Source organism: Oerskovia sp. Root918 (assembly GCF_001428945.1).
GTDB classification, from domain to species: domain Bacteria; phylum Actinomycetota; class Actinomycetes; order Actinomycetales; family Cellulomonadaceae; genus Oerskovia; species Oerskovia enterophila.
In genome coordinates, this window is record NZ_LMJG01000014.1 from 1 (window position 1) to 13,904 (window position 13,904).

Below are 13,904 nucleotides of genomic sequence, written 5' to 3' on the forward strand. Positions count from 1 at the left end.
GTTCGGTCGGTTGCGGGTGGGGTGGTCGTCGTTCGCGGAGCGTCGGCCGGGGTTGGCTCAGTTCGTGGTGTTCTTCGTGTTGAGCAATGGTGTGACGGTGTTGCAGCTGGCGTTGATGCCGGCGTTCAAGGCTGTGTTCGGGATGACGTCGTTGGTGGACACGAGCTTTCAGGTGTTGGCGGTGGGGTCGAATCCGGATGGGTCGCCGTTCTACCTGTTCGACTATGCGGGGGGTGGGTTGCCTGAGGGTGGGGGTGGGTTGGCGTACTTCTTGGCGGTGCAGGTGACGTTGTTGATCGCGCAGGTGATCAACTTCTTCGCTCAGCGCAACGTGACGTTCAAGTCGAACACGAACATCTGGCGGGCGGCGTTCTGGTACACGGTGGCGTACGTGGTGATCACGTTCGCGGCGGCGGCGTTGCAGGGGTGGTACAAGGCGCCGGTGTACGAGCTGTTGATCGACACGTGGGGGATGGGTAAGACGGGGGAGACGGTGGCCGACATGGTCACGATGATGATCAACGCCGTTCTATCCTTCTGGGTGTTCTTCCCGATCTTCAAGGTCATCTTCAAGCGTGAGCCCGAGCCCGCTGAGCCTGCTGGGGTGGATGTGTCGTCGGYCCGTGCGGGCCAGGAAGTCTGAAGAGTGTTGTCCTGATGAGCAAGCTGTTGACGATCGTGGTGCCGTGCTACAACTCTGCGGCGTACATGGAGCGGTGCATCGAGTCGTTGTTGCCTGGTGGTGACCTGGTCGAGATCTTGATCGTGAACGACGGGTCCTTCGATGCCACGGGGGCGGTCGCGGACCGGTACGCGRRCGCGTATCCGGGGGTSGTGACCGCGATCCATCAGGTCAACGGTGGGCACGGGGCGGCGATCAACACCGGGCTCGGGCACGCGTCGGGGCGATTCATCAAGATCGTGGATTCTGACGACTGGCTCGACCCGGACGCCTACCGCCGGGTCCTGGAGACGTTGGGCGGGTTCGCCGCGGCCGGGACCGGGGTGGACGTGCTGGTCTCGAACTTCGTCTACGAGAAGGTCGACAAGCGCAAGAAGACCGCGGTGCGTTACACCAACGCGCTGCCCAGGAACCGGGTCATGGGCTGGGACCAGGTCGGACGTTTCCGTAAGTCGCAGTACATCTTGATGCACTCGTTGATCTACCGCACCGACCTGCTGCGCGAGGTGGGTCTGGTCCTGCCCGAGCACTCGTTCTACGTCGACAACCTCTACGCCTACGCGCCGCTGCCCGCGGTGCGGACCTTGTACTACCTGGACGTGGACCTGTACCGGTACTACATCGGGCGCGCGGACCAGTCCGTCAACGAGGACGTCATGATCTCGCGGGTGGATCAACAGCTGCGCATCAACCGCGCCATGATGAACCACCTGCGCGCGGTGCGCGCCGACCCTAGCGCTCCCCGGGCCCTGCAGCGCTACATGCTGCACTACATCAACATCGTGAGCATGGTCTCCTCGATGCTGCTGCTGCGCTCGGGAACCCCCCAGTCCCTGGCCAAGAAGGACACCTTCTGGGCCGAGGTCCGCACCCAGGACCCCGCCCTGTACCGGCGCCTGCGTCGCACGACCTTGCACCAGATCTCCAACCTGCCCGGACGCCCCGGACGCGGCATCTCCGTCCTGGCCTACAAGACCGCCCAACGCGTCATCGGCTTCAACTNCCCCCTGCCGTGGGCGCGCGGCGGGAGCAGCCACGGGTTCGGGCCCGACGCCGGCGCCTGCGTCGCACGACCTTGCACCAGATCTCCAACCTGCCCGGACGCCCCGGACGCGGCATCTCCGTCCTGGCCTACAAGACCGCCCAACGCGTCATCGGCTTCAACTGACGCGCCCAAGCTCCGCCGAAACCACCCCATGAACCCGGCCACGACGAGCCCGGTACCGTAGCAGCACGCGCCCCACAGTCCCCGGCTCACCCACGCCCCCGGCCGGCATGCGATGGCCCCCGTCCCGGGCCCCATCGCTCGCCCCGCAACCCCGGCTCGCGCCACGTCCGCTGCCTGGCACCAGTCCGCTCGCGACCTTGGCCGGCACCGTAGCCGCACGAGCACCTGGGCCCGGCCCCGCCCCTTTCCCTTGCTCACGGCCACCGCACGGCTCCTTCGCCGGCCCCAGGCGAGCCCTTGTCCGGCGCACAGCAGGAGATCCCCCGGTGGTGTTTTCGCGTAGCCACCACAATTGTGGTGGCTACGCGAAAACACCACCCTCCCCTCGGAGGAGGAGCTCCTGGGCTCCTGGCCCGCCCCTGTCACGACCCGGGCTCCATCGCCGGCCAAAGCGAGCCTCCGGCCCGGCACCAGCCCGCGTGGAGGCCGGACCCTGGTCGGCACCGTCGCCGCACGAGCGCCCCGGCCCACCCCTGCCCCTGCCCGCGGCCCTGCCCACGAGCTCCATTGCCGGCCATGACCCCGGCCCGCGCTGAGCCCTCTGCCCGGCGAACACAGCAGGATCCCCAGGTCGTGTCGTGCGCGTAGCCACCACCATCGTGGTGGCTACGCGCACACACGAACCTCCCCTCGGGCGAGGAGACCCCGGCACCCGCGGCACCCAGCCCCTCACTCGCTGGACAGGACCTCCAGTGCTCCGGGCCGGGATCAGAGCACGCACCCAGGGGCTGATGTTCGGTGGCCCCGCGCATCTGCCAGGGCCCGGCGAGGCCAGCCCGATCGCGCGCGAGACCGTTGTCACGGCTCCCTCGAAGTCCGTTGCTTCCGCGGTCGCCGTCGCGCAGCGCGGGCGTTCGCTCTGCAGCGCCGACTGGCGGTCGGCGCACCTCGCTCCGCGACAGGCCTGCTCGGCCTCCGACAGCGTCGCGCCGTGGAACGGCCGGTGCTGATGACTCGGGACAAGCCCTCCGCCACTGACAGTGCGCCTCTTCGCCGTGCTCGATCTCGGAGCCGTCGACAGTTTGTGCGCTGAAATCGACAGGTTGTGCAGAACGGGCCGGAGCGTGCTGCCGGGCGCGCTGTGATGGGTGCGCTGGGCTCCGGTGATGGGACACGAGGTGTGCCAGAGGAACCGCAGCTTCGCACGGACCAGGAACGACGGGGACGTCGCCCAGGTCCACGCGATCGATGTTGCCACGAGGGGGCATCTAGAGCGCGGCAGCACTTGAAGAGTCGAAGGAGACACACACGTGTACACCCGCAAGCGCGACGAAATGGGATGTCGATGAAGACTACGGCGGCACGACGAGGCCAGAAGATGACCAGAGGGGCAAAGGGAGCGGCGGCGCTCTCGGCGATCGCCCTGATCGCGGTTGCGGGATGCACCAGCGGCACCCCCGACGAGAACGAGACGAACGACTCGAGCGCCTTCACCACACGTGAGGTCACGGACGGCAAGACCGAGTTCGTGGTCGTCACGAACCCCGGTGACGGACCGGTCCTCTCCTACGGCGCGGACAGCGGTATCGAGCTCCTGACCGAGGAGGTCGACGGCAAGAAGCTGGCGTTCAAGGACATGAACGCCAACGGCTCCCTCGACACCTGGGAGGACTGGCGCGAGACCGCTCAGGACCGCGCGGCGGCCCTGAGCGAGGAGCTCACGGTCGAGCAGATCGCCGGTCTCATGCTGTTCAGCTCGCACGAGCGTTCCCAGGCGGACGGGCTCACCGACGCCCAGAAGGAGTACCTGAAGGACTCCCGCCTGCGCAACGTGCTGCACGCCGGCCCGAGCGACGTCCAGGCCACGGTCACGTGGGCGAACGCGATGCAGGCGTACACCGAGTCGCTGGCCACCGCCGACGAGCCGTACATCCCCGTGAACTTCGCCTCCGACCCCCGTTCGACGGCAGGCAGCGGCGGCTACAACGCCGAGGGCGCGGACATCTCGCGCTGGCCCTCCAACCTGGGTCTCGCCGCGACGTTCGACACCCAGCACATGGACGCGTTCGCCGAGCTGTCGTCCGCGGAGTACCGCGCACTGGGCATCACGACGGCCCTGAGCCCGCAGATCGACCTGGCGACCGAGCCGCGCTGGCTGCGCGTCGGCGGCACGTTCGGCGAGGACGTCGACCAGAACACCGAGCTCGCGGCGTCCTACGTCACGGGCTACCAGGGCACGACGGGCCAGGACGGCTGGGGGCCGGAGTCGGTCAACTCGATGATCAAGCACTGGGCCGGTGACGGTCCGGGCGAGGGCGGCCGCGAGTCGCACACGGACGTCGGCAAGTACGGCGTGTACCCGGGCGACAACTTCGACGCCCACACCAAGGCGTTCCTCGGTTCGCTCGACTCGGCCGCGGTCATGACCGCGTACTCGATCGCTCTCGACGGCAACGGTGAGCCGCTGTTCGGCGAGCGTGTCGGCACGGCCTACGACGACGCGCGCATGAACCTGCTCCGCAAGGACAACAACTACCAGGGTGTCGTCGTCACCGACTGGAGCGTCACGACGTCCGTGACCGACCCCGACGCGAAGCTCGGCACCGCCTGGGGCGCGGGCGACCTGACGGTGGACCAGCGACACTACGAGATCCTCAAGACCGGGCACGACATGTTCGGCGGCAACAACGCGATCGAACCCGTGCTCGCAGCGCACGCGTTGTGGCAGGCGGACTTCGAGGCGGGCGTCAACGAGATCGACGCCGACTCCCGGTTCCGCGAGTCCGGTGCGCGCATCCTCACGATGTTCTTCAACCCGGGCCTGTACGAGAACGCCTACCTGGACCTCGACGAGTCCAAGAAGGTCCTCGCCTCCGACGACAAGATCGAGGCCGGCTACTCGGCGCAGCTCGACTCGGTCGTCATGCTGAAGAACGACGGCGAGACGATCTCGGCCTCCGACGCCGCGGCGTGGAAGGACAAGACCGTCTACATCCCGCGCAACTACAACACGGGCTTCGACGGAGCGTTCGGTCCTGGTGAGTACGTCGAGGGCGAGGGGATCGACGTCGAGGTCGCGAAGGAGTTCTTCGCAGAGGTCGTGACGGACGAGGCCGTGACCGACGCCGACGGCAAGGTCACGAGCTACACCGCTCCCGACCTGTCCGAGGTCGACCTCGTCCTGGTCGGGATGGACAGCCCGGACAGCGGCAGCAACTTCACCAAGGCCGGCCGCGACGCCACGACCGGTGAGTGGTACCCCCTGTCCCTGCAGTACCGCCCCTACACCGCCGATGGCGCGAACGTTCGCCAGACGTCCATCTCAGGTGACATCCTTGCCGACGGGAGCCGGGAGAACCGTTCGTACTTCGGCAAGACGTCGCGTATCGCGAACGAGTCCGACCTCGACGCGTTCGACCGTGCCGTCGCTGCGATCGAGGCCAGCGGCCAGGACATCCCGGTGGTCACCGTGCTCAAGGCCATCAACCCGGTCGTCCCGGCCGAGTTCGAGAGCCGGTCCGACGCGATCGTCGTGGGCTTCGGCACGAGCGACAAGGCGCTCATCGAGGTCGCCCTCGGTCTCTACGAGCCGCAGGGCCGCCTGCCGATGCAGTTCCCGAAGGACATGGACACGGTCGAGGCACAGCTCGAGGACGTGGCCAAGGACATGACGCCCTACACGGACGCCGCGGGCAACGCGTACGACTACGGCTTCGGCCTGAACTACTCGGGGCCGATCACCGACTGACGGCCACGCACCGGGTGGCCGTCGGCGCGAGCTGGCGGTCACCCGGGCGTCGGCGTGTCCATGGACGCGCCGACGCCCGGGCCGCGGGGTGTGCTCGTGGCCGGATCTCATCAAGGAGCAGAAGTGAAGCAGAACAAGGTGCTGACCACCGGCCTCGGCGTCGTGCTGGGCCTGACCGGGCTCTTCGGGCTCACCGCCTGCGGCAGCGGCGACAGCGACTCCGGCGCGAACGCCTCCGCGGAGCAGGCAGCCGATGTCGACATCAAGGACGACCTCGAGAACGCCAAGACGGCCGTGACGGACGCCCTGGCCGAGGACGACTCCTGGGCCCAGATCATGCTTGCCAGCGACGTCAAGGCCCCCACCGTCAAGTACGGCCTCCTCGTGGTGCCCTTCACGGCCTCGGACGCAGCGTCGCGCGTGCAGGGCACGGTCGACATCAAGGACGGCAAGTTCACGATCGAGGGTGACTCGGCCGCCACCGGCCAGACGTGGCAGATCGACCAGGACGGAAAGATCTCCGAGGTGTCGGAGTAGCTCTACGGAGCACCGCCCGGTCCCTGGCCAGACGACGTCCGCGGACCGGGCCGTCGACCAATCACGACGAGACGCTGGCAGTGCGTCACGTCCGCGGCGCAAGCCGGCGATCCCCATGACCTGATCGCTGCCCGCACTCGAGGAGGAATGCAGTGAACGCCAAGGCGAACAACGCCGACCGGCAGAAGAAGCCGATGTCGAACAAGAAGTACCTGTGGATCTGGGCCCCCGTGCTCGCCACGGTGACCGTCGTGACAGTCGTCGCGAACGTGGGCCTCAACGTCGCGGGCGGCTGGGTCGCGTCCCAGTTCGGCTCCGGTACGTACGAGTTCACGAACGCGCCCGAGTCTGCAGGCTGGGACACCGAGTACTACACGTCCGACTTCGGCAGCATCGACGAGGTCGACGAGGCGGCCAAGTCCCTCGTCGAGGAGATCGCGGCAGGCGGCATCGTCCTGGCCAAGAACGAGGCCGGCACGCTTCCGCTGGCGACGAGCTCACGGGTCACGATGCTGGGCCGCGCGGCCGCGGACCCCGTGTTCGGCGGCTCGGGCTCGGGCTCGGTCGACACGAACTCGGCCGTCACCGCCCGCGCCGGGCTGGAGAACGCCGGCTTCGAGGTGAACGACCAGGTCTTCACCACGATCGAGGCGTTCGCTGCGGAGAACCCCCGGGGGTACATCGAGATGGACCGCCCCGACATCTCCACCTACTACATCGGTGAGCTCCCGGTGGGCGAGTACGAGGCGCAGTCTGCGTCGTTCGCCGACTACTCCGACGCCGCTGTCGTGTTCGTCGGCCGGCCCGGTGGTGAGGGCGGCGACCTCACGCAGGACATGACCGGCTGGGACGACAACGCCGAGCCCGGCCAGCACCAGCTCGAGCTGAACCAGGACGAGAAGGACATGATCGAGCTCGCGAAGTCGAGCTTCGAGAACGTGGTCGTCGTGGTCAACTCCTCCACGACCATCGAGATGGGCGCCCTCCAGGACGACCCTGAGATCGACTCGATCCTGCTGGCCGGGTCGCCGGGCGCCACGGGCCTCAGCGCCCTGGGTCGCATCCTGGCGGGCGACGTGAACCCGTCCGGCCGTACCGCGGACCTCTGGGCGGCCGACTTCACGGCCGACCCGACGTTCGCCAACTTCGGTGAGTTCGTCTACGACAACATCGAGGCGTCCTTCCCGGTCCCCGCGATCGAGAAGGCCACCTCCAACGCCACGCTCACGTCCGACGCCCCGTTCGTGAACTACGCCGAGGGCATCTACTTCGGCTACCGCTACTACGAGACCGCCGCGGCCGAGGGCTTCATCGACTACGACGAGGCCGTCGTCTACCCCTTCGGGTACGGCCTGAGCTACTCCGACTTCGCCTGGAAGGTCGTCAGCACCGAGGCCGGCGAGGTCGACGGGAAGATCTCCGTGACGGTCGAGGTCACGAACACCGGCACGACCGCGGGCAAGGACGTCGTCGAGCTCTACTACAGCGCGCCCTACACGGCCGGCGGCGTCGAGAAGTCGGAGGTCGTGCTCGGCGGCTTCACCAAGACCGGTCTGCTCGAGCCCGGTGCGAGCGAGACCGTCACGATCGACCTCGCGGTCGAGGAGATGGCCTCCTACGACCACCTCGACAACTCCGCGTACGTCCTCGAGGCGGGCGACTACGCCATCACGCTGCGCACCGACTCGCACACGGTCGCTCCGGGCACGGAGCCGATCACGTACACGGTGGACTCCGACGTCGTGTACTCCGGTGACAACCACCGCTCGACGGACCTCGCCGAGGTGACCAACCAGTTCGACGACGTCTCGGAGCAGTTCAGCGCCGAGCCGACCGACGGCAAGATCCTCATGATGTCCCGCGCGGACTTCGCAGGGACGTTCCCGAAGGCCCCGACCGCGGACATGCTCGTCGCCGACGAGGCCGTCCAGGAGGGCTTCGAGCCCTGGGACGACGAGGCTGCGGCCGCCGCGTTCGAGGGGGAGATGCCCGCGACCAGCGCCGAGACCGACCTGACCCTCGTCGACATGCGCGGCCTCGCGAAGGACGACCCGAAGTGGGACGAGCTGCTCGACTCGATCGCCGTCGGCGACATGACGAGCATGCTGCTCAACGGCGCCTACCAGACGGCCGCGATCGGCTCGATCGCCAAGCCGCAGACCGTCGAGCCCGACGGTCCGGCCGGGTTCTCCTCGTTCATCAACTCTTCGATCAACGGTGTCGCCTACCCGTCGGAGTTCCTCATCGCGCAGACGTGGGACGTCGAGCTCGGTGCGGCGATGGGCGAGATGCTCGGCAACGAGGCGATGTTCAAGGACATCAACGGCTGGTACGCCCCGGCGATCAACCTGCACCGCTCACCGTTCGGTGGTCGCAACTTCGAGTACTACTCGGAGGACCCGTTCCTCTCCGGCGCGATGGCGACCTCGGTGGCCAACGGGGCAGCGAGCAAGGGCATGTACACCACGCTCAAGCACTTCGCGCTCAACGAGCAGGAGACCAACCGCGTCAACAACGGCATCGCCACGTGGGCGACCGAGCAGACGATCCGCGAGATCTACCTCAAGCCGTTCGAGATGGCCGTGAAGAACATCTCCATGGACGTGCAGTACGTGTCCGACGCGGACGGCACGATCTCGGAGACGACGATCGGTGCAGGCGGCATCATGAGCTCGTTCAACCGCATCGGCGCCACCTGGGCCGGCGGCTCGGAGGCGCTCATGACGGACGTGCTGCGCAGCGAGTGGGGCTTCGAGGGCTTCGCGATCTCGGACTTCAACCTGTACCCGTACATGAGCCCGAACCAGGGCATCAGTGCGGGCACCGACCTCACCCTGACGTTCCAGCCGTCGAAGTCCTTCGTGGACACCACGTCGGCGAAGGCGGTCAGCGACATCCGGGAAGCGACCCACAACATCCTGTTCACGGTCGCGAACTCCAACGCCATGAACGGGCTCGCGCCCGGCGCGACCGTCAGCTACACGCCTCCGACCTGGGTCTACATCCAGATCGGTGCGACGGTGCTGATCGGTCTGCTCGTCCTCGCCGGTGGGTTCATGGTGACCCGCCGCGTCCTGCGGCACCGGAAGGCGGACTCGTCCGTCTCCACGTCAGAGCGGACCCCCGTCGGCGCTGACGTCTGACAGCCGACCTTCGCCCCCTTCCGAGCAGCCGACCCCCTCCAGCTGCTCAGGAGGGGGCGAAGGTCTTCCTGCTCCCGGTCACCTTCGGCCGGGGTGCGGCGCGTGCGGGTGCTCGAGGAGCTCGTTGACCGAGCGGCGGCAGTCCTCGGTCGGCGGCAGCTGCTCGGCCAGCGCGACGACCCAGCCCGCGAGCCTGCGCAGGGCCACGTTGTGGTCGTTCGACGCTGCGCGCAGGACGCTGAAGGCGTCGTCCGCGCTGACGTCGCACGCGAGGGCCACGATGCCTTTCGCCTGCTCGATCGTGGCACGGTGCTCGACGACCGCCCGGATCTGGTCCTGGGCCAGCGCTCCTGCCCGGTGAGCGAGAGGGGTGGTCAGGTCGGTCAGGTAGCCCATCACCTCGACGACCCGATGGGTCGTGCGATCCCTGCGTCCCTGTCCTACGAGGCACGCCGTCCGCTCACGTCCACGGGCGGTCACGATGCGGTGCACGCTCGTGAAGGGTTCGCCGTCCTCACCGGCGCATCGAAGTGCCTCCTCGACGTCGGGACGATCGTCGGGATGACGGTGGGCCAGGAACAGCTCGGTGGTGGGGGTGACGTCGTCGGGCTCGAAGCCGTGCAGGGCGTACGTCTGGCGCGACCACCACCAGCACCCGGACGCCAGGTCGTAGCGGAACTGGCCGACCGGGGGAGTGGCGACGGCGTCGCCGGAGCGTGACGCCGTGACCGGCTCGTGCCGGGAGGGGGCGATGGTCATGATGCAGGGCTCCTTCGGGTGCGGGCTCATCTCGGTGCTCGGCACCACCTCGTGCCCATCACTCGTCGAGGATCCCGCGTCCGGCGATCGGGCACCTCGACCGGAGGTCGCGATCTTGCGCGTCGCCGTACCGCAGGTGCAGTACGCGCCGTGGGTCTCGTCGTCGGCGCCTCCGTCGAAGCGATCGTCGGGTTCGCGATCGCCTCGGGTTGCCTGGTCCGCTGGGACGAGGAACGCTACTCGGCGCGGGGCAGGAGGAACCCCAGCGCGACCAGGGCGAGGCCGAAGATCGTGAAGGTGCTCGCATAGGTGAGGATCGCGCGGTTGGCCCTGATCGCTTCGGTGGTCCATGCCAGGTCTTCGCCGTCCTGGTCGGCGTAGTACCAGACGGAGTCGTACATGAACCCGCCGTCGGAGCCGAAGGAGAGGAACACCCCGACGGCGACGAACGCGAGACCGGCGGCCACGATCGCGATCGGCCCCCACGGGATCTCGCGTCGTGGAAGACGCACCGCCTCGGACATGTGTTCCCCCTGATCGTCGAACCGACGGGGGGAACGTACACCAGCCATGCTCGGTCGACGTAGCACCGGGACGCTGTGTCGATCGGCAGGGGGACCACTCGACGTGCCCAGCAGCGGCGGTCGAGCCGTGCAGCAGAACGACGACGGGCACCCTCCCCAGCGCGGTAGGTGACCGTGCTGATGATGGGACGATGTGTCTCATGACCGAGCTGACCCTGCACGACGCCGCGAAGCGCCAGGTGGTGCGCTCCAACCTGACCCTGACCGCGATACTGGTCCCGCTTCTCGGGCTGAACGCGCTCACGACCATGATCACGACGCGCAACGTCTGGCTGGCCCTCGGCTATCTGTGCCTCGTGCTCGCCATGGTCCCGCTGGTGTACTTTCTCGCGCGCCGTATGGCTGACCGGTCACGGGTCACGTTCGGCGACGGCTCCGTCACCATGCAGGGTTGGGGGCGGCCGAAGAGGTTCACGGTCGCCGACGTGGAACGTGTGGTGACCATCGACCAGATGGGGTTCATGGGCACCGCGCCGACCCATCATCTCGTCGTGGTCGGGCCGCGAAAGCGCCTGCTCCTGCTCGTCGGGCAGATGTGGGACCGCGAGCAGCTCTCGGCCCTGGCGCTCGACCTCGCGCACCGCGGCGTCCCGCTCACGCCGATCCACCAGCCGGTCACTCCCGCACAGCTGCGCACGCTCGATCCCCGCCTCGTTCCCTGGCGCCAGGCCCACCCCGTGGCCCTCAGCCTGCTGGTCGTGCTCGGCGTGCTCCTCGTCCTCGTCGCGGTGTTCGTCGTCGTGGTCACGATCCTGGTCTGACCGACGTGACCGGGGGCGGCTGGCAGCCCGCGGCTCTCCCGACGGCACGAGCCTGTCCGGAGCGGGAGAGCATGATGCACCCCGGGACGAACGCGCCGAGCAGGACCGGGCCACCGACGAGCATCACGCCCCACACGAAGAGCGCGAGGTAGCCTGCGCCGGAGTTGCTCGTGGGATCGCTGTCGGCGTACGCGAGCAGGGCAACGCTCAGCACCCCCGCCGTGACCATCAGCGCGACCGGTATCCAGACCAGCGCCAACGCCGTTCGCCGGTACCCACGCGTGAACGCCGCAGGCGGGATCGCTGGCCGCGGCGGGTAGCTCGGGTACGGGGCACCGGTGTAGGGGTAGCGAAGGGGAACGGGCCCCGTCGACGGGTCCGCCGGCACGGGGTGGACGGGTGGCTTCGTCATGGTTCTCTCCTGATCTCGACCTGGGCCGGCCCGTAGCGGGCCCTCTGGTGTGTTCCCGGCGGGTGCTCAGACGAACCGCCGTCAGCGGCCTCGGTGCTCCGTGGCCTTCGCGGGCAGCAAACCTGGGGTCATCTCATCCGTCGTGGCCGACGGTCCTGGTGACGTCGTCTGGAAGCGCGTCCGGGACCGCGCCCGGCCAGTCACCCTCGCGGGCAAGCCTCTTGAGGTTGAGGGCGCCCTCGGGGCTGTCCTCGGACAGGGGGACGACGAGGGTGGTGTGCTGGGCACTCTCCCGGACCGGCCCGTACGTCCACCCAGCACCGGCGCCGCTCGCGGACAGGTCGAAGTACGGCTCGCCGTCGCCGGTGCTGGTCCTGATCTCGATCTGCGTGTTCGGCATGTACCCCTCGCCGACCGACCAGACCGACCAGACGACGAAGTCGACCAGCAGGTCGCCGTAGTCCACGACGTAGCCGGGCTCGATGGTGAGGGCGACCGTGTAGCCGGTGTTCCCCTTGACGTTGGGTCTACCACCACCGGTGAACTCGGTGACAGCGATACCCGAGATCGCTTCGATGGACGCTCGAGCCTCGTCGAGAGTCTGTCCGGTCTCCGCATCGTGCGGAATCGTGTCCGCAGCGCTCTGCGGCTCTCCGGGGCTCGGCGGGCTTGAGCTGCACCCCGAGAGCGCGATGGTGAGGGCGACGACGGACGTCAGGGCGCGTCGTCGGGTGATCTTCATGCGAGGTGGGCTCCAGTCGTGTCGCGGATGGCTGCGGCCGGGGTGAGTCGGCTCCAGGCTGTGTGCTCAGCGCTCGTAGGGCTTCGCCCACCAGTCGTGATAGACGGAGACGTGGGTTTCGCTGCCGGTCCGCATGCGCAGCGCCATGTACGCGTCCCACCGGTACTCCTCCTGGTCGAGACCGTCCCCGGGGGCCTGTAGCTCCGTGAGGTACTCCCGCGGCATCTCGAGCGCGTCGGCAAGACACGCCACGTCCCCCCAGGAGGGGCCCACGACCGCCCCCACCTCCCCGAAGTCGACGAACCCGTCGTCACGGTCGATGCTCGCGCCGACGAGGCCCAGGTCGCAGCCGTCGAACGCCGTCGTCACCGCACGGATGTTCGCGCGGCGCTCACGATCTGGGCGTATCGCGACGTGCACGACGAGCGCGGCGACGGCGACGAGAACCAGCACGAGCGATACCGCGAGTGGGACCAGCCATCGCCGTCGGCGACGAGCCGAGCTGGCGAGCGATGGTGCGAGACCCCCGGTCGCGCGGGGGTCGGGGGGCAGAGCCATGGTTCTCCTGCACGTGATTCGTAGGAACTAGCAGGGCTCGTCACGGTCCCCAGGCAGGCGCCGTGCACCACCCACGGCTCGACCCCCGACAAGGCGGGGCGCTGCGCACGCCGCGCGACACCCCGCCTTGTCGTGCGTGGCCTAGCCGATGAACGTCCTCCATGCGCCGCAGTCCTTGATCGGGCCGCCGGCCGAGACGTCCTGTCGGCACGCGCGCACGGAGACTGACTCGCCCCGTGAGATGCCACCGGGGAACCAGGTGACGCTCGAGCCCACACCGTCGCTCGCCCTGTAGGTCTTGGTGGTCCCGTCGAACGTCACCTGCGCGACGGCGCTGGCGCCGTCCTTGCGGTTGTCGATGACCTTGACGTATGCGCTGTGATACCCCGGGTCGTTGGGGGCGAAGGTCGCCTTCGCGTAGCTGCCCGCACTGTAGACAGTGCCCGACGTGCCCGCGGAGGCACCGCTTGCCGTCGCGAGCAGCAGTACGCAGGCCGTGAAGACCGCTGCGGCGATTCGTCGAGTTCTCAAGACGGCTCCTTCGTCGTCGCGCTTCGAGCTGGACGCGACGGTCGATCGTAACGGTGGGCTTCGAGGATCTTCGCACCCGGCAGCAGCAACGGGCGATGGGCACTGGTACCCATCCGGTCGCTCGACGAACCACGCCGGCCCGGCGCGACGGGGGCCGTGCTGCGGTCGCCTCAGGCGCGCAGAGCCGCTGATGTCCAGGCGCCTCTGGGATGTGTCGTACAGCACCTGGCCGTTTCGAGGTGCTTCTGGATGCCTACGTGAAACGGTCGTCACATCTGG

At 68.3% G+C, this 13,904-nt stretch carries 12 protein-coding genes; 6 read left to right on the forward strand and 6 right to left on the reverse strand.

Annotated elements, in window-relative coordinates; all coding sequences use genetic code 11:
- The first annotated feature begins 10 nt into the window (after positions 1-10).
- From ASE27_RS13745 to ASE27_RS13765, 5 genes are all read left to right on the forward strand, one after another.
- A complete protein-coding gene (locus ASE27_RS13745) occupies positions 11-643 on the forward strand; it encodes a hypothetical protein (protein ID WP_056652207.1) in 633 nt (210 codons plus the stop codon).
- A gap of 14 nt (positions 644-657) precedes the next feature.
- The coding region (locus ASE27_RS13750; RefSeq protein ID WP_157257652.1) for a glycosyltransferase family 2 protein at positions 658-1,684 on the forward strand (1,027 nt) is incomplete at its 3' end.
- Between the two features lie 1,544 nt (positions 1,685-3,228).
- Positions 3,229-5,598, forward strand: a complete 2,370-nt coding sequence (locus tag ASE27_RS13755; protein ID WP_235535445.1) for a glycoside hydrolase family 3 N-terminal domain-containing protein — start codon at positions 3,229-3,231, stop codon at positions 5,596-5,598.
- A gap of 123 nt (positions 5,599-5,721) precedes the next feature.
- A complete protein-coding gene (locus tag ASE27_RS13760) occupies positions 5,722-6,135 on the forward strand; it encodes a hypothetical protein (RefSeq protein ID WP_056651503.1) in 414 nt (137 codons plus the stop codon).
- A 152-nt stretch (positions 6,136-6,287) separates the two neighbouring features.
- Complete coding sequence (locus ASE27_RS13765; protein WP_056651506.1) at positions 6,288-9,278, forward strand: glycoside hydrolase family 3 C-terminal domain-containing protein; 2,991 nt, start codon at positions 6,288-6,290, stop codon at positions 9,276-9,278.
- A gap of 78 nt (positions 9,279-9,356) precedes the next feature.
- Here the strand turns inward: ASE27_RS13765 and ASE27_RS20460 are convergent, their stop codons facing one another.
- Together ASE27_RS20460 and ASE27_RS20465 are read right to left on the reverse strand one after the other, a co-directional pair.
- Positions 9,357-10,037: a PAS and ANTAR domain-containing protein gene (locus tag ASE27_RS20460; RefSeq protein WP_162259229.1), complete on the reverse strand. Its 681-nt coding sequence runs from the start codon at positions 10,035-10,037 to the stop codon at positions 9,357-9,359.
- Between the two features lie 236 nt (positions 10,038-10,273).
- The gene (locus ASE27_RS20465) at positions 10,274-10,561 is read right to left on the reverse strand and encodes a hypothetical protein (RefSeq protein WP_056651513.1); all 288 of its coding nucleotides are present in this window, start codon (positions 10,559-10,561) and stop codon (positions 10,274-10,276) included.
- Positions 10,562-10,761: 200 nt separating this feature from the next.
- Here ASE27_RS20465 and ASE27_RS13780 point away from each other — a divergent pair, with 200 nt between their 5' ends.
- Positions 10,762-11,382: a hypothetical protein gene (locus ASE27_RS13780; RefSeq protein ID WP_056651515.1), complete on the forward strand. Its 621-nt coding sequence runs from the start codon at positions 10,762-10,764 to the stop codon at positions 11,380-11,382.
- Here ASE27_RS13780 and ASE27_RS13785 read toward each other — a convergent pair.
- The 4 genes from ASE27_RS13785 to ASE27_RS13800 all read right to left on the reverse strand — a co-directional run bounded on the left by ASE27_RS13785 (position 11,366) and on the right by ASE27_RS13800 (position 13,625).
- Complete coding sequence (locus tag ASE27_RS13785; protein WP_056651517.1) at positions 11,366-11,794, reverse strand: hypothetical protein; 429 nt, start codon at positions 11,792-11,794, stop codon at positions 11,366-11,368. The two genes, ASE27_RS13780 and ASE27_RS13785, sit on opposite strands and share 17 nt — an antisense overlap.
- Before the next feature lie 133 nt (positions 11,795-11,927).
- Complete coding sequence (locus tag ASE27_RS13790; RefSeq protein WP_056651520.1) at positions 11,928-12,536, reverse strand: hypothetical protein; 609 nt, start codon at positions 12,534-12,536, stop codon at positions 11,928-11,930.
- A 66-nt stretch (positions 12,537-12,602) separates the two neighbouring features.
- Positions 12,603-12,989: a hypothetical protein gene (locus ASE27_RS13795; protein ID WP_056651523.1), complete on the reverse strand. Its 387-nt coding sequence runs from the start codon at positions 12,987-12,989 to the stop codon at positions 12,603-12,605.
- Positions 12,990-13,235: 246 nt separating this feature from the next.
- The gene (locus tag ASE27_RS13800) at positions 13,236-13,625 is read right to left on the reverse strand and encodes a hypothetical protein (protein WP_056651524.1); all 390 of its coding nucleotides are present in this window, start codon (positions 13,623-13,625) and stop codon (positions 13,236-13,238) included.
- Positions 13,626-13,904 lie beyond the last annotated feature (279 nt).

What these genes read in the sequence shown, in the direction of transcription:
- ASE27_RS13755 (WP_235535445.1), top strand. Translation starts at nt 3,229, where the DNA reads ATGACCAGAGGGGCAAAGGGAGCGGCGGCGCTCTCGGCGATCGCCCTG.
- ASE27_RS20460 (WP_162259229.1), bottom strand. Translation starts at nt 10,037, where the DNA reads ATGACCATCGCCCCCTCCCGGCACGAGCCGGTCACGGCGTCACGCTCC.
- ASE27_RS20465 (WP_056651513.1), bottom strand. Translation starts at nt 10,561, where the DNA reads ATGTCCGAGGCGGTGCGTCTTCCACGACGCGAGATCCCGTGGGGGCCG.
- ASE27_RS13780 (WP_056651515.1), top strand. Translation starts at nt 10,762, where the DNA reads ATGACCGAGCTGACCCTGCACGACGCCGCGAAGCGCCAGGTGGTGCGC.
- ASE27_RS13785 (WP_056651517.1), bottom strand. Translation starts at nt 11,794, where the DNA reads ATGACGAAGCCACCCGTCCACCCCGTGCCGGCGGACCCGTCGACGGGG.
- ASE27_RS13790 (WP_056651520.1), bottom strand. Translation starts at nt 12,536, where the DNA reads ATGAAGATCACCCGACGACGCGCCCTGACGTCCGTCGTCGCCCTCACC.